The following is a 14,586-nucleotide window of genomic DNA, read 5'->3' as shown; positions in this document are numbered from 1 at the left end:
AATGAAAATAATGATGATCACGGAGGATTTTATAATTTTTCTATTTAATAAAAGATGCGTGTGATTTTTTCAAATTCTCCGCCCCTTTCTATGTAATTGTTCGAGTTATGTCGAATTGGCACCGTTAAGTATTTAAACATACTCACAGCAACAATTCAACCAAAAATGTAGTTCTATTCTCCCCCTTTATATCCAATTCATACTGTATACGTAAACCCATATCCGAAGTTAGTAAACAAAGGATGTAGTCAAGTTTCTATTTTATACTGTATAATAAGATCAGAGGAAAAGACAAGGAGGCACAGTTTGAAAAACATTATATGGCTTGTCCTTGCAATTATATTACTAATAACCGGATGTGCAGACATTACCTCAGATGCAGAAAGGGAAAGCAAACAGGGAGAAGACCAGGAAAAGACACAGGAATCGACAAAGAATGATGCTGAAACCAGCAAGAATGAGCCGGAAGAGGACGCAAATGAGGAAGAACAGACACAGGAAAACCGGATGGACAAGGACAAGGAAAAAACTACAGAACCCATTTATCAAATAGATGAGGAAACTTCTTCTGTGGTGCCTGTCAACGAAGAAGGAAATGAAAAAGTAGTATTGCTGACAATTGATGATGCACCTGATGGACATGCTTTGAAAATGGCAAATACGTTAAAAGACTTGGAGGCTAGCGCCATTTTTTTTGTAAATGGTCATTCTCTGGACTCTGAGGATAAGAAAACACTGCAGCAAGTTCATGATATGGGATTTGCAATAGGCAACCATACATATAATCACAAACTTCTGTCTGATTTGTCGACCGAGAAGCAAAAAGAAGAAATTGTCAGCCTGAATGATAGGATAGAAGGTATAATCGGGGAACGGCCGCAATTTTTCAGAGCGCCACACGGTGAAAACACGGATTTCTCGCGACAAATCGCTGCGGACGAAGGTATGGTGACGATGAATTGGACGTATGGCTATGATTATTTTGAACCATATATGGATGCCGAAAAGCTAACAGAAGCTATGGTCACGGGTAAAGGTCCAGAAGTTGATGTCCCTTATAGCTTGCTGAAACCAGGCGCCAATCTGCTGATGCATGATCGCGAATGGACTGCTGAAGCGCTGCCGGATATTATAGAAGGTCTACGAGCCAAAGGATATGAAATCGTTGACCCAGCCCTTATACAGACAAAGGAATAAACAATAAGCAGCCGGTTGCTCATAACTGGCTGTTTTTTTGCACAAAAACATAAACTTAATAATATGATATACTAATTTAAGGTTGATTTGTCGACTGTGTCATACTATAATAAAAATCACATTACAGTTTGATCAAAGGAGCTGGGAATAATGGGGACTATTATCTGTCAGGACTGCCAGGAAGTTATCGAACATTTTGATGATGAAAAAGTAACGACACTGTTTGGAACTTGCCCGGATTGTAATCAGAATTGAATACGTTTTCAGATTCGAAAAGCTGTATGTTATCGATACAGCTTTTTTTATAAACAAAACTACGGTAATCACTATAAAGTTTTGGTGAAAGCCGTAGTTTTTTCTAATGTTCGGTTAATAATTAGCCAGCATTGGGTATGAAATGCTATCATAAAAGAAAAATGGGGGGTATTCTATGAAGTGGGAGACGGAGGTAACGAAGCTGTTACATATTGATTATCCGATTATCCAGGGTGGTCTTGCTTACCTGGCATACGCCGACCTGGCGGCAGCTGTATCCAATGCCGGAGGATTGGGGCAAATTACAGCAATGAGTCTGGATGGCCCTGAAGCGCTTCGTGAGGAAATCCATAAGGTGAAAAAAATGACCGACAAACCATTTGGGGTGAATTTTGCCATCGGACAGCATCGCCGGCCTTTTGAGCATATGGTGCAGGTTGCAATCGATGAAGAAGTGCCGGCCATATCTGTGACCGGTGGTAATCCCAAGCCTGTTCTTGACATGGTTCACGCCCATCCAATTAAAAAGCTGGTTTTGACAGCTGCACGCAGGCAAGCCGAGAAGGCAGAAGAACTTGGGGCAGACGCGGTCATGGTAGTGGGCCATGAAGGGGGCGGCCATCTTGGTCGTGGTGATACCGGCACATTCGTGCTGGCCCCGCAAGTTGTGGATGCAGTGTCGATTCCTGTTATTGCTTCAGGCGGTATTGCTGATGGGCGGAGTATGATGGCTGCATTTGCACTCGGTGCGGAAGGAATTGAAATGGGTACCCGCTTCATTGCCGCAAAGGAATGTGTTGATGCGCATCCTGCTTATAAACAGGCACTGATGGATGCTAAAGAAGATGCGACGGTTGTCATCAAGCGTTCACTTGGAACACCAGCCCGGGCGTTAAAAAATTCCTGGACGGATGAAATATTGGAACTTGAAAAACAGCATGGAGACTACGAATCACTCAAGGGGCATATAAGTGGGGAAGCGAACAAACGCTATATTTACGCCGGCGATGATACGAAAGGATTTGGCTGGGCCGGTCAAAGTGCAGCAAGAATCCAGGATACACCCTCTGTCAGTGAGCTAATCGATACCATGCTGGAGGAAGCCAGTGCAATCAGACGAAAATGGAGTGAATGAGGTGACACACAAGCGATGAATTATCATTATCCGCTTGACGATGAATGGTCTAAGCAGGAAGTGATTGATGTTGTGAACTTTTTTTCTCTTGTGGAGCAGGCGTATGAGAAACAGGTCGCGCGGGAGGATGTGCTTGCTGCTTATCAGAAGTTCAAGCGTATTGTCCCTTCCAAAAGTGAGGAAAAAACGTATTTTCGAGAGTTTGAGCAAGCATCAGGCTATGCTGCTTTTCCAGTTGTAAAAAAAGCCAGAAACAGTGACCAGAAAAATATTCGTATGAAATGACGAAAAGACCTTTCATGATGAAAGGTCTTTTTTTTCGTTCACCGCGCTCTTACTGATCCATCGAGATGTTGAACAGGGGTGTGAGTGTGCTGAAAGTGGCCCGAGCTTCTTGTATAAAACGCTCCGGGTCTCTCAGGACAGGGTCACCTGGCTTGAAATGCCTGCCAATCAGAAATTCTGCCTTTTTAACGTTTTGAAGCCGTGCCAGCGCTTGTTCAAGATCAATGTTTTCCAATGTCTCTGCATCTTTTTTTGTATGATCGAGTGAAACAACATAATGGCCCGGAATCGATTGTTTGATATCAGCAGTGTGGTTTAAAAACGCTTTGGCAATATTCTCTTTACCAGGCAGCTCGTAAATATAGGCGAGCCACATGAACAAATGGTCATCAAACAGCCCGATCTGGAAATGCGGGTGCTTCTTATATCCTCTTTTATCATGACAGAATGCCATCCACGTATCGTTTGGCGGATTTTTCGTTCTTCTGGCATGTTTGGCAATATGTACATGCATCTCTTTGCCTGTCATTTCCGATAAGGGCCCGGAAAGCTCGTCCCCAATTGACTTGAATTTCGGCTGTATGCGTTCTCTGATGGCTTCCATCCGTTCATCCAAGCCGTCGATTGTGAAGGCATCAAAATCCTCTTCCATAAAACCTGTAAAATCCATAAGCTTCAATCCCCTCCTTGTCTTCATTCAATTGATGGTAGTCATATTATTAGTGAAAAAAGAGAAGCAAGTCAAGCAACAACACTTATCTGAATGTTTTGATAGCAGGTGAGAGGGAATGGATGAACAAACAAACGATGAACGAATCGAAATACAGCAGCATATACATAATAAAAGCGATTGAAAGGTTGTGGGTGACGTGAAATATGTGATGGAGGATCTAAGAAGAAAAGCTGACAAAAGCAAACTGCCCGTTATCCGCATTGAAATTGATTATGAACTGATGACGCTATATGATGCTATCCAGGCCAATGACAGCGTGCAAATCATCAAATCGAAAGAAAAACTGAAAGCGCTTCGTGCAAGGCTTTTGCAATTACAGGAATAAGACAGAGGAAGATGACCCCAAAATTACATATACTCTTTTTTATGGGTATGAATCAATTGGGGTCATTTTATTGTTCTAACGTCAACAAGTACGGGTTATGGTTGACCTTATCAGAAAATCGAGGCCTGGTGAAAACCAAGTTATTCTAAAGGTACATTCCTGCCTCCGGAAATGACCCTAAGTGTGATTATTGTCCGTTTATTTGGTATGATGGCAGCAGATTGAAAAAACTGGAGGCATACAAATGAATAGGCAAGATCGAGATGCAATTTACGGGCTAGCAAGAGAGTGGGTCCTGGAAGCGGGAAAAGCAATCAGGGAGCGTATTAATGATCCACTGACTATTGATACAAAATCGGATGCCAATGACCTCGTGACCACTATGGATAAAGACACGGAGTATTTTTTTATGAACAGGATAAAAAGCGTCTACCCGGATCATTCCATTATCGGTGAGGAGGGGTACGGCGATGAGGTGACCTCCCTTGATGGAACTGTCTGGATTATTGATCCGATTGACGGTACGATGAATTTCGTTCATCAAAAAAGAAACTTCGCCATTTCCGTCGGTATTTATCATGATGGTGTTGGGGAAATTGGGCTGATTTATGATGTCATGGCTGATAATCTATACAGCGCCCAAAAAGGGGAAGGGGCATTTAAAAATGAGATAGAACTGCCCCCGCTTTCCCTAAAGAAAAACTTTCATGAATCCATTCTTGGTGTAAATCATTTTTGGCTCTGTGAAAACCACCTTGTTGATGAAGAAAAGATGCAGGAGATGGTAAGAACAGTCAGAGGTACAAGGTCATATGGATCAGCAGCGATTGAATTTGCCTTTGTGGCAGAAGGTGCCTTGGATGGTTACATGACAATGGGACTTTCTGCGTGGGATATTGCAGCAGGGATTATCATCGTGAATGAAGTGGGTGGCGTGACAACAACTTCATTCGGCGAGCCCATCAACCTGCTCAAAAAATCGTCTGTATTAACCTGCAACCCGGCTATACAAGAGCAAATTCTTCATGATTATTTGCGGAAAGGAAGAAAGTGACTTCCATCGGGAGGTCACTTTCTTTTTCGTTTCAGGGACAGTCCAAAACCCATGAACAAAGACCCGAGCAACAGGAATAATAAGATGAGCCAAATATTCCGGAAAGCAATGGCAATTCCGACAAGAATAAACATAGATATGACAAGGGAAGCCAGTAACAGCATTGGTATGTCAATTTTTTGCATCGAATCACTCCATTTTCCAAAAGTTTATGCCAAATCAATCGTTGTATATGTAGTTGTCGATTTTTCTGGCATGCCAGCATAAGATTTAGTATGATAGAAAAGGAGATTGATTGCAATAGTGGATGGAGGATTTAAATGGACACAAATTTCAGCTTTGTTTTTGATTTGGTTGTAAGCTATCAGGATAGCATTAATGTTTTTTGGACTTTTTACATCGTTAATCTGATTTTCTCAGCCATTGCATATAAGCTTGGCTTTGCCCGCAAGCTGCCAATCCTGAAGTCGGTGCTGGTTTATATCATGCTCGCATTTGGTATGCTCATACTGAATTTCTTCAGTCTTGTCGGTTATCCGGTGACAGACAGCCTGATTGTTATATGTCTAATTCTGGGCATTTACCGGTATCGTCTTCATTTACAGCGGAAAACGCAAAATGAAACACCAGTTAATTAAAAAACTCCCATATAGATGGGAGTTTTTTATATAAGGTCTTTCTTTTTTTTGTGTCCGTCGTATAGATGGAAGTTGCCAGTTTTGTGACGTTTTTGTGTTCGGTCATAAATCCGTCCGTCACATTCTTCACACAAATACATGGTGATTCTGCGGTTGCGCAGACGCTTGGCCTTTAGTGAATTATCTTCTATATCATGAACAGTATCACATAGTACACATTTCACTTTCATTATTTCACCTCCGACGCACAGGTTCAGGGTATATGGAAATTGTTTTTAGGTAAATGAATTTCATAAATACTTTTTTTGCTTAATATACGAACTTATAATTGAAAATACACTTAATCATTCGTACTCCACCTTAGAAGATTGGAACGGAAGGCGGACGACTCCTGCGGGATAAGAGGCCTAGATGAGACCCCGCAAGGCGTTAGCCTGAGGAGGCTCATCAGCCGCCCGCGGAAAGCGTCCGCCTGAAGTGGAAATCAAACGCAATAACCTAATTCTTTGTATTTCAAAGGTAGATATTGAATTATGAAATTCACTCAGGTAAATATAAAAAGCAACTTTCTTTAACTTTTAGAAGCATCTTTCTTATTAACTATACCACGACTGGGCGCTGTATAAAAGTGTATGTTTCAAATTAAACCAGACGGGAACAGGGATGGAAAAGAATCATTTGAGAGAGAGAGAGGGGGATTGGATGAAAAAGAGGTTTATCGCTTCGGCGGCGGGAGTTCTTGGTGCCGGCGTTACAAGTTATATGCTAATTAACCGCCAAAACAGAAAGAACCGTTCTGATAACCGGGAAAGCCAGTTTGATTCAACACTCAAGGATGCTGGAATGCCTGATCAAGTGGATGTAAGAGATGTGGCACAGATGAAAAACGCGAAAATGGTTTCTGAAGGCTCCCAGTTTGGCGTGGACTATTACAACACGGTGAAAGAAGAAAATATACAGGAATAAGTAAACACGAAAAGGTGCACTCCCCATCTATTCCGGGGGAGTGCACCCTTGTTATTCTTCGTTCTTGTGATTGGATTGTTCTTCTTCCACATCGTCCAATTGCTCTTTATCTTCTTTCGGTATGGACTTTTTGTTCTGATCTCGTTCCTTAGGCCGATCCTCATTGATTGGGAAGTCAGGCATGTATCTCCCTACAATTGCTGACAGTTCATCAACAAACCCTTGAACGGGGTAGCCTTGGCCGGCTTTATCACTCATCGAGCGTATACGTTCAACCACGTCACCATCTGCAACGACAACGGCTGTCTTTCCATAAGGGTCCTTTTGCAGTGCTTCCAGTACGGCGTATTTGATGGAACCAACTCGCGAACGGTCCAAATCTTTATCCACGTCAATTCCTACGACGGCATATGGTCCAGCCACAACAGACGTGGCACCCTCGACATTTGGCACATCCCCGGCGATATTGGACAGATGGGCGGCTATTTCATTGTTGGAAAGGTTTTTTTGTTCAGTTGGATTTGAATCTTCCACTTGGATATAGCGATTATTGTCTGTCTCCTCAGGCAGTGATCGTTCTTGTTCATTTTGCTGACAACCGAAAAGCAGAACGGAAAGACTCAGTATAGACAGTATTCCTGAGCGTAATGGCATGTATACTCCTCCTTTATGTTAAAAAAGCGCGGAATTACTGTCTTACTAGTTTGGTTCATCACCGGTAAAATATACAAAAAAGGCTGGCTGCAATCCATGTGCAGCCAGCCTTTACCTTCAATCAATGATAATTTTTTCAACACCTTTAATCGGATTCTCACGGTTAGAACCATCACGGTATAGAAAGTGAACAGGACCGTCATCCTTCAGTGGCTTTCCATCTACCGCAAACAGCAAGAAACACTCTTTAAGTGCCTGAAGTGGGACCTGCTGTTCAGCCCCGTTAGCCGTCACTAGTGTTGCACTCGTGGCATTTTCATTTATTTCTGCATGGTTCAGAAATTCCAGAATCGGCATGACATACGAATTTTCCAGGAATTTTTGCCCTTCCAGACGGGAGATGCTTTTATTAACAGGCGGGTTGATTTTCTGCTGGTATACTTCCTGGTTAAACCGTCTGGACGCTTTTTCCAGTTCGTCTTCCTGGATGTTGTCTTCTTTTTTATCCGAAAAAGCCTCATCCAATAGTATTTTCCGGTCATCGAAAATCCATACGGTTGGGTCTAATGTAATCGTATATGTAACATTTCCGGTAATGGGCACTATCATGTTTTAACCACCTTTTCTTAGTATATGTTGTTCAAAAAGTCCGGTAAAATTTAGCCTGCCGGTCCTTTGTATCCTCCTTTTTGAACACGCACTAGTATGTAGATTCCGTATCAAGAATAGCAGACATACTGATTTTTTTCATTAGAAAAAGGTTTTCCGATTAATAAATTTTATTTGCATTTTCAAGGCATAAACGATAATATAAAGTACAAGGAAGTCTTTTGGATGGAGGGATATATTTGATTCCAGAGGTGACGGAAACGCATCGTGAAAAAGCATATGCCCTTCTGAAGGCTGATGCTGCAAAAATACACAAGCTTATTGAAGTGCAAATAGAAAATTTGACAATGCCGCAATGCCCTCTGTATGAAGAGGTACTTGATACACAAATGTTCGGTCTTTCGCGCGAAATCGATTTTGCCGTACGTCTAAATTTAATCAGCGAAAATGAAGGTAAAGCGCTTCTTGAAAATTTGGAATGGCAGCTCAATATATTGCATGAAAAAGCACAGAAATCCGTCTAGGATGTGCCAGCGCTGTAAAACTTTGCCTGAATGGGTCGTGGCAAGGTTTTTTTATTTTATAGTGTAGCAGAGAAACGTAAAATATGATATACTATTCAAAATTTACGCTACACTCTTTGGGATTTTGCTTCATCTCCGTTTTAATACATATTCTGAGGAGACGTATGATGATAAAGAGAATAAAGAACTATGATTTCACATTGATGATCACACCAGTGCTGCTGACGGCATTTGGAGCTGTCATGATTTACAGTGCAAGTATGGTTCTCGCAGTAGTGGAGGGACATGAAAGCACCCACTATCTGGTGAAACAGGTTCAATGGTTTATTTTGGCTATGGGAGCGTTTGCTGTTACAAGCATGATTCCGTACAGGAAATATCAGAGGCTAATAAAGCTTATTGTGCTTCTCGTCGTTGCCCTGCTTGCAGGTGTGCTTGTTTTTGGCAGCACCGTCAATAACGCCCGGTCATGGTTTGACTTTGGGCTGATTAGCCTGCAGCCTGCAGAATTTGCCAAACTTGGACTGATTATCTACCTTGCATCTGTTTATTCCAAAAAACAGTCCTATATCAATGAACTTTATCGGGGAGTGCTGCCGCCGCTAGTCTTAACCGCTGTTATACTCGGGCTGATTGTAATGCAGCCTGATATCGGCACAGCAGCAATCATTTTTTTGATTGCCTGCTCGGTCATATTCAGTTCAGGTATTCATTTTAAGCATCTATTGCTGCTTGGATTACTTGGCGTTCTCCTTGTTCTATTCACAATGCCGAGCATGATTACGGATGAACGGATTAGCAGGTTTGCTGGTGCCTACCAGCCTTTTGAAGATCCGGCAGATGATGGCTACCACCTGATTCAGTCTTATCTTGCGATTGGTTCCGGCGGGCTGATTGGGGAAGGGCTGGGGCAAAGTGTCCAGAAACTTGGTTATCTGCTGGAGCCACATACGGATTTTATCATGGCGGTCGTTGCCGAGGAGCTGGGGTTTGCCGGTGTGGTGATTGTCGTCGGCATGCTGGCAATTATTGTACTGCGAGGTCTGTTTATTGCAAGGAAATGCTCGGATAGTTTTGGATCGCTCTTGGCAATCGGTATATCGGCAATGGTTGGAATCCAAGCCTTCATAAACCTTGGTGCCATCAGCGGAATGCTCCCGATTACTGGTGTCCCGCTTCCATTTGTCAGCTATGGCGGTTCATCGCTTCTTGTTATGATGATAGGCATGGGTATTCTGAACAACATTGCAAGATCAGTCAGGAAAGAAGAACAAGAACCTGTCCCTGTCCATAAAAATAAAGAGTCTGAAAGCAATCATTTTCAAACCGGAGGAGGAAAAACATGGGTGAGATAAAACAAATTAATAAAGTTTTAGTCGCAAACCGTGGGGAAATTGCCATACGTGTTTTCCGTGCTTGCACAGAACTGAATATTCGGACAGTTGCAATATATTCAAAAGAAGATATGAGTTCTTATCATCGCTATAAAGCTGATGAAGCGTATCTGATAGGAGAAGGAAAAAAACCGATTGAAGCTTATCTCGATATTGAGGGGATCATTGACCTTGCGAAAGAAGTAGGGGTCGATGCAATTCATCCCGGATATGGTCTTCTTTCAGAGAATATTGAATTTGCCAGGCGCTGTGAAGAAGAGGGCATCATTTTTATTGGTCCGACCAGCGAGCACTTGAATATGTTTGGTGACAAGGTGAAAGCGAGAACACAGGCGGTCAAAGCTGGTTTACCGGTCATTCCCGGCAGTGATGGTCCTGTTACATCATTGAAGGAAGCCGAAACATTTGGAAGGGAAAATGGCTACCCTATTATTATTAAAGCATCACTAGGTGGCGGTGGCCGCGGTATGCGGATTGTAAGAAGCGAACAGGCCTTATCAGAAGCATTTGATCGTGCCAGATCAGAAGCACGAGCATCATTTGGCAGTGATGAAGTATACTTGGAAAAATTGATTGAAAATCCCAAACATATTGAAGTACAAATTATCGGTGACACTCATCAGAATATAGTCCATTTGTTCGAACGTGACTGTTCCGTCCAGCGCCGGCATCAGAAAGTAGTGGAGGCTGCACCGAGTGTTTCTCTGCCTGAGGGGCTTCGGGAAGAAATATGTGAAGCGGCAGTCCGCCTAATGCAGAATGTTGGTTATATCAATGCCGGGACCGTCGAGTTTCTAGTCACGGGTAATACATTTTACTTTATTGAAGTCAATCCACGTGTACAAGTGGAACACACGATAACCGAAATGATTACCGGTGTGGATATCGTTCAGACGCAGATTAAGGTGGCGGAAGGGAAAAACATTCACGGCACATCAATCGGCATCCCGGAACAAGACGGTATTTCGACATTGGGATATGCCATTCAATCCCGAGTGACAACAGAGGATCCGCTGAACAACTTTATGCCGGACACCGGAAAAATTATGGCATACCGGACTGGCGGAGGCTTCGGTGTCCGTCTGGATGCTGGAAATGGATTTCAGGGTGCAGTCATTTCCCCGCACTACGATTCATTACTTGTGAAGGTATCAACATGGGCACTGTCGTTTGAGCAGGCTGCGCAAAAAATGGTCAGAAATTTAAAAGAGTTCCGGATACGCGGGATCAAAACAAACATTCCGTTTCTGGAAAACGTGATCTCCCATGAGCAGTTTTTGTCCGGTGAATACACAACAACTTTTATTGATCAGACACCGGAACTGTTTGTGTTCCCGAAACGGAAGGACCGCGGCACGAAAATGCTGACCTATATCGGGAATACGACGGTGAACGGGTTTGAGGGTGTACCTAAGAAAGAGAAACCGGACCTCATAAAGCCAGTAATACCGGAAGTGAACAGACAGGAAAAAATACCGGATGGGACGAAACAGATCCTGGACAAATATGGACCGGAATATTTGGCAAAATGGCTGAAAGAGCAGGATAACGTCAAGCTGACTGATACTACGTTCCGTGATGCCCACCAGTCATTGCTTGCAACAAGGATACGGACAAAGGATTTAGAGCAAATTGCTGAACCGACGGCGAGAATGCTTCCGGAGTTGTTTTCGGTTGAAATGTGGGGTGGCGCAACTTTTGATGTTGCCTACCGGTTCTTAAAAGAAGACCCTTGGCAGCGACTCTTGAAACTACGCGAAAGAATGCCGAATGTATTGATGCAAATGCTGCTGCGGGCGAGCAATGCAGTCGGTTACAAAAACTATCCGGACAATTTGATTCATGAGTTTGTTGAAAACAGTGCCACAGCCGGCATCGATGTGTTCCGGATTTTTGACAGTCTGAATTGGGTCGAAGGGATGCGCCCGGCTATCGAATCTGTTCGCGATAACGGTAAAATTGCTGAAGCAGCTATGTGTTATACCGGAGACATCCTTGATTCCGGCCGGCCGAAATACGACTTGGATTATTACAAAAAACTGGCCAGGGAACTGGAACAGTCCGGGGCACATATTCTCGGCATTAAAGATATGGCTGGTCTTCTCAAGCCGGAAGCGGCGTATCAGCTGGTTGCTTCATTGAAGGAAGCGGTTGATTTGCCAGTCCATTTGCACACGCATGACACAAGCGGAAATGGCATTCATATGTATGCGCGCGCAATTGATGCAGGGGTGGATGCCGTCGATGTTGCCAATGCGCCGATGGCCGGACTGACATCACAGCCAAGCGCCCAGTCTCTGTACCATGCACTGGAAGGAACGGACCGGCAACCCGGTATTAATATTGATTCTTACGAGAAACTGTCCCATTACTGGGAAGGGATCCGCAATCATTATCAGGACTTTGAAAGCGGCCTGAAAGCCCCGCATACGGAAATTTATTTTCATGAAATGCCGGGTGGCCAGTACAGTAATCTCAGGCAGCAGGCAAGGGCGGTTGGACTGGAAGAGCGCTGGAATGAAGTGAAGGCGATGTTCCGGCGTGTCAATGACATGTTTGGGGATATTGTAAAAGTAACCCCGTCGTCAAAAATTGTGGGGGACATGGCATTGTTCATGGTACAAAACAATTTGACGGAAGATGATATTTATGAACGTGGTGAGTCCATCGACTTTCCGGAATCGGTTATTGAATTCATGGAGGGATATATCGGCCAGCCGTATCAAGGTTTTCCAAAAGAGCTGCAGCGCATTATCCTGAAAGGGAAACAGCCCATTAAAGAGCGGCCCGGTGAATTGCTCGATCCAATTGATTTCACACAGCTGCGGGATTCATTGTTTCAAACACTTGATCGGCAGGTAACTGATTTTGACCTGATTTCTTATGCGCTTTATCCGAAAGTGTTTATGGATTACCACCGGTTTTATGAAACATATGGGGATATATCTGTTCTTGACACACTCACCTTCTTCTATGGAATGAAGTTGGATGAAGAGATTGAAGTGGAGATTGAACAGGGCAAAACGCTGTTTGTCAAATTGGTTTCCATTTCCGAACCGCGTTCAGATGGAACAAGGGTTATTTACTTCGAACTGAATGGACAATCAAGGCAAGTAGTTGTTAAAGATGAAAATGTGAAATCCAAGGTTGAAACCAGACCAAAAGTGGATCAGACAGATGAAAAGCAAATAGGTGCCACTATGCCAGGAACAGTCGTTAAGGTCGTTTGTGAAGAAGGTGATAAGGTCCAGAAAGGCGATCATCTGCTCATTAACGAAGCCATGAAAATGGAAACAACCGTCCAGGCCCCATTCAGTGGTGTGATTAAACGCATTTGCGTGAAGAACGGAGATACAATCGCGGTAAATGATTTGTTAATTGAATTTGAATGAAAGAAAGGGTAATGGAGGAATTCCATTACCCTTTCTTATAACTTGCGCTTCTTGATGATAGCAGTACAAAGTAGCTGAGCATGGCGAAATAGCAGGACACCACAAATGCATGCATTAGTGCGATGCTGAGGTTAAGCATGGAAAAAATAATCATTGCACCGAAAAATACCTGCAAAGCTATCAGAAGAATGGTAATTAATCCGCCCCAGTACATGACACGGTTTTTTCGATAATTTGTCATAACTTTGATAAATAATGTAATCGTCCATATGAATAATATACCAGCAGAGAGTCTGTGACCCATCTGAATCCACTGATCGAAACTGTAAGCGCCAAACGCAAATGGTGCGCTATTTGTACAGAATGGCCAGCCTCCACACACCATGCTCGCTTCAGCGTGCCGGACGAGTGCACCTGTATAGACAACCGCTATGGTATAAAGGCTTATCGAATAAAGTTCAATTCGGTGTTTTTTCTGGATAACTAGTGACTTTGCGTCAAATTTCTGATCAACTTCAAATATTAAGAGCATCAGTAAAAACACTGCTGTAAACGAAATGAGTGAAATCCCAAAGTGCGTGGCCATAATGAAATCGGATTGATTCCATATAACGGCTGCCGCACCGATTAAAGCTTGCAGCAGCAGAAAAAACGATGACATGAAAGCCAGAAATTTAACTTCACGAATATGCCCGATAATAATCCAGGAGAGAACAGACAGGGCCAGGACAACAATACCCATAATACCGGAGACTAGCCGGTGACTCAGTTCAATCACCAGTTCAGGAGTAATGTTGGACGGAAGCAGCTGACCGTTACAGAGGGGCCAGCTTTCACCACAGCCCATGCCCGAGCCGGTTTTGGTAACAAGAGCACCACCAACGAGCACAAAGACCATTCCCAGGGTGGAAACAACGGAAAGTAGTTTAAGAGTTCTGATCATATTACTGCCTCACTTCATATATAGTTATTTCTATCATAATAGCATAACTTAGATTACGGCAACTGAAAGTAATTCATAGCTCTCAGAAGCACAATTGACATATTACCATGATTTATAACTGTTTTCACTATAAAAACATAAAAAACCCTTGCATTGTTTGGCGTTGTTTGCTAGAAATAATATAGGGGATATTCAGTGGGCTTCACACCTTCATGCCCGTCGTCATGGGAAAAGTACATATATAGGATGATGGGATTAAAGGCTGTTAAAGCCTTTCATTTTATTTTAGGCACTTATTTCACAAATTTGTCACACTTTTGCACGGAACTAAAGCAAAGTGGGTGGAATTAGATATGCCTAGATAGATTGTATTTTAATTCCATGATACAATTGGGATAATTCGAAGGATAGTTTTGGGAATACTTAGGTATGATAATACTATGCCTGTCTTTAATTAGTGCCTTTTGTTGGAATGTAAAGGG

17 protein-coding genes are annotated in these 14,586 nt (G+C 43.0%); 11 read left to right on the top strand and 6 right to left on the bottom strand.

The window, feature by feature from the left end; all coding sequences use genetic code 11:
• Window positions 1-306: 306 nt before the first annotated feature.
• The 4 genes from ACFSUO_RS06375 (at window position 307) to ACFSUO_RS06360 (ending at window position 2,872) form a co-directional block, all read left to right on the top strand.
• Window positions 307-1,197, top strand: coding sequence for a polysaccharide deacetylase family protein (locus ACFSUO_RS06375; protein ID WP_382392202.1), 891 nt, complete (start codon window positions 307-309; stop codon window positions 1,195-1,197).
• Between the two features lie 150 nt (window positions 1,198-1,347).
• Window positions 1,348-1,452, top strand: a complete 105-nt coding sequence (locus ACFSUO_RS06370) for a GapA-binding peptide SR1P (RefSeq protein ID WP_382392200.1) — start codon at window positions 1,348-1,350, stop codon at window positions 1,450-1,452.
• A gap of 175 nt (window positions 1,453-1,627) precedes the next feature.
• On the top strand, window positions 1,628-2,587 hold the full coding sequence (locus tag ACFSUO_RS06365; RefSeq protein WP_382392198.1) for an NAD(P)H-dependent flavin oxidoreductase: 960 nt from the start codon (window positions 1,628-1,630) through the stop codon (window positions 2,585-2,587).
• A 15-nt stretch (window positions 2,588-2,602) separates the two neighbouring features.
• Window positions 2,603-2,872: a UPF0223 family protein gene (locus tag ACFSUO_RS06360; protein WP_382392196.1), complete on the top strand. Its 270-nt coding sequence runs from the start codon at window positions 2,603-2,605 to the stop codon at window positions 2,870-2,872.
• Window positions 2,873-2,921: 49 nt separating this feature from the next.
• Here the strand turns inward: ACFSUO_RS06360 and ACFSUO_RS06355 are convergent, their stop codons facing one another.
• Window positions 2,922-3,542, bottom strand: a complete 621-nt coding sequence (locus ACFSUO_RS06355) for a YktB family protein (protein WP_382392194.1) — start codon at window positions 3,540-3,542, stop codon at window positions 2,922-2,924.
• A gap of 199 nt (window positions 3,543-3,741) precedes the next feature.
• Here ACFSUO_RS06355 and ACFSUO_RS06350 point away from each other — a divergent pair, with 199 nt between their 5' ends.
• The gene (locus ACFSUO_RS06350; RefSeq protein ID WP_382392272.1) at window positions 3,742-3,930 is read left to right on the top strand and encodes a hypothetical protein; all 189 of its coding nucleotides are present in this window, start codon (window positions 3,742-3,744) and stop codon (window positions 3,928-3,930) included.
• Window positions 3,931-4,174: 244 nt separating this feature from the next.
• Entirely contained in the window at window positions 4,175-4,984 is an 810-nt protein-coding gene (locus tag ACFSUO_RS06345; RefSeq protein WP_382392192.1) for an inositol monophosphatase family protein, read from the top strand.
• Window positions 4,985-4,998: 14 nt separating this feature from the next.
• Here ACFSUO_RS06345 and ACFSUO_RS06340 read toward each other — a convergent pair whose 3' ends face one another.
• Entirely contained in the window at window positions 4,999-5,169 is a 171-nt protein-coding gene (locus ACFSUO_RS06340; protein ID WP_382392190.1) for a DUF5325 family protein, read from the bottom strand.
• Window positions 5,170-5,304: 135 nt separating this feature from the next.
• Here ACFSUO_RS06340 and ACFSUO_RS06335 point away from each other — a divergent pair, with 135 nt between their 5' ends.
• Window positions 5,305-5,622 carry a YlaH-like family protein gene (locus ACFSUO_RS06335; RefSeq protein ID WP_382392188.1) on the top strand — a complete coding sequence of 106 codons (318 nt, stop codon included), beginning with the start codon at window positions 5,305-5,307 and terminating at the stop codon, window positions 5,620-5,622.
• 26 nt (window positions 5,623-5,648) lie between these two features.
• Here the strand turns inward: ACFSUO_RS06335 and ACFSUO_RS06330 are convergent, their stop codons facing one another.
• Entirely contained in the window at window positions 5,649-5,852 is a 204-nt protein-coding gene (locus ACFSUO_RS06330; RefSeq protein WP_382392186.1) for a YlaI family protein, read from the bottom strand.
• A 472-nt stretch (window positions 5,853-6,324) separates the two neighbouring features.
• Between ACFSUO_RS06330 and ACFSUO_RS06325 the strand changes: the two genes are divergently transcribed.
• Window positions 6,325-6,588: a hypothetical protein gene (locus ACFSUO_RS06325; RefSeq protein WP_382392184.1), complete on the top strand. Its 264-nt coding sequence runs from the start codon at window positions 6,325-6,327 to the stop codon at window positions 6,586-6,588.
• A gap of 51 nt (window positions 6,589-6,639) precedes the next feature.
• On the opposite strand, the gene ACFSUO_RS06320 is transcribed toward ACFSUO_RS06325, so the two are convergent.
• Entirely contained in the window at window positions 6,640-7,242 is a 603-nt protein-coding gene (locus ACFSUO_RS06320; RefSeq protein WP_382392182.1) for a YhcN/YlaJ family sporulation lipoprotein, read from the bottom strand.
• Window positions 7,243-7,359: 117 nt separating this feature from the next.
• A complete protein-coding gene (locus ACFSUO_RS06315; protein WP_382392180.1) occupies window positions 7,360-7,851 on the bottom strand; it encodes a hypothetical protein in 492 nt (163 codons plus the stop codon).
• Between the two features lie 242 nt (window positions 7,852-8,093).
• Here ACFSUO_RS06315 and ACFSUO_RS06310 point away from each other — a divergent pair, with 242 nt between their 5' ends.
• The 3 genes from ACFSUO_RS06310 to pyc all read left to right on the top strand — a co-directional run bounded on the left by ACFSUO_RS06310 (window position 8,094) and on the right by pyc (window position 13,161).
• Window positions 8,094-8,375 (top strand): YlaN family protein, encoded by a 282-nt coding sequence (locus tag ACFSUO_RS06310; protein ID WP_382392270.1) that lies wholly within the window; start codon window positions 8,094-8,096, stop codon window positions 8,373-8,375.
• 167 nt (window positions 8,376-8,542) lie between these two features.
• Window positions 8,543-9,730, top strand: a complete 1,188-nt coding sequence (ftsW, locus tag ACFSUO_RS06305; protein WP_382392178.1) for a putative lipid II flippase FtsW — start codon at window positions 8,543-8,545, stop codon at window positions 9,728-9,730.
• A complete protein-coding gene (gene pyc, locus ACFSUO_RS06300) occupies window positions 9,718-13,161 on the top strand; it encodes a pyruvate carboxylase (protein WP_382392176.1) in 3,444 nt (1,147 codons plus the stop codon). Before ftsW ends, pyc begins: the two co-directional genes overlap by 13 nt.
• Window positions 13,162-13,186: 25 nt before the next feature.
• On the opposite strand, the gene ACFSUO_RS06295 is transcribed toward pyc, so the two are convergent.
• Window positions 13,187-14,104, bottom strand: coding sequence for a COX15/CtaA family protein (locus tag ACFSUO_RS06295; RefSeq protein WP_382392174.1), 918 nt, complete (start codon window positions 14,102-14,104; stop codon window positions 13,187-13,189).
• Between the last annotated feature and the right edge of the window lie 482 nt (window positions 14,105-14,586).

The organism is Lentibacillus juripiscarius (assembly GCF_042685205.1).
GTDB classification, from domain to species: Bacteria; Bacillota; Bacilli; order Bacillales; family Amphibacillaceae; genus Lentibacillus; species Lentibacillus juripiscarius.
This window is presented reverse-complemented; position numbering and strand designations above follow the sequence as displayed.

What these genes read in the sequence shown, in the direction of transcription:
- ACFSUO_RS06315 (WP_382392180.1), bottom strand. Translation starts at nt 7,851, where the DNA reads ATGATAGTGCCCATTACCGGAAATGTTACATATACGATTACATTAGAC.
- ACFSUO_RS06370 (WP_382392200.1), top strand. Translation starts at nt 1,348, where the DNA reads ATGGGGACTATTATCTGTCAGGACTGCCAGGAAGTTATCGAACATTTT.
- ACFSUO_RS06360 (WP_382392196.1), top strand. Translation starts at nt 2,603, where the DNA reads ATGAATTATCATTATCCGCTTGACGATGAATGGTCTAAGCAGGAAGTG.
- ACFSUO_RS06345 (WP_382392192.1), top strand. Translation starts at nt 4,175, where the DNA reads ATGAATAGGCAAGATCGAGATGCAATTTACGGGCTAGCAAGAGAGTGG.
- ACFSUO_RS06335 (WP_382392188.1), top strand. Translation starts at nt 5,305, where the DNA reads ATGGACACAAATTTCAGCTTTGTTTTTGATTTGGTTGTAAGCTATCAG.
- ACFSUO_RS06365 (WP_382392198.1), top strand. Translation starts at nt 1,628, where the DNA reads ATGAAGTGGGAGACGGAGGTAACGAAGCTGTTACATATTGATTATCCG.
- ACFSUO_RS06330 (WP_382392186.1), bottom strand. Translation starts at nt 5,852, where the DNA reads ATGAAAGTGAAATGTGTACTATGTGATACTGTTCATGATATAGAAGAT.
- ACFSUO_RS06340 (WP_382392190.1), bottom strand. Translation starts at nt 5,169, where the DNA reads ATGCAAAAAATTGACATACCAATGCTGTTACTGGCTTCCCTTGTCATA.
- ACFSUO_RS06320 (WP_382392182.1), bottom strand. Translation starts at nt 7,242, where the DNA reads ATGCCATTACGCTCAGGAATACTGTCTATACTGAGTCTTTCCGTTCTG.
- ACFSUO_RS06295 (WP_382392174.1), bottom strand. Translation starts at nt 14,104, where the DNA reads ATGATCAGAACTCTTAAACTACTTTCCGTTGTTTCCACCCTGGGAATG.
- ACFSUO_RS06325 (WP_382392184.1), top strand. Translation starts at nt 6,325, where the DNA reads ATGAAAAAGAGGTTTATCGCTTCGGCGGCGGGAGTTCTTGGTGCCGGC.
- ACFSUO_RS06355 (WP_382392194.1), bottom strand. Translation starts at nt 3,542, where the DNA reads ATGGATTTTACAGGTTTTATGGAAGAGGATTTTGATGCCTTCACAATC.
- pyc (WP_382392176.1), top strand. Translation starts at nt 9,718, where the DNA reads ATGGGTGAGATAAAACAAATTAATAAAGTTTTAGTCGCAAACCGTGGG.
- ftsW (WP_382392178.1), top strand. Translation starts at nt 8,543, where the DNA reads ATGATAAAGAGAATAAAGAACTATGATTTCACATTGATGATCACACCA.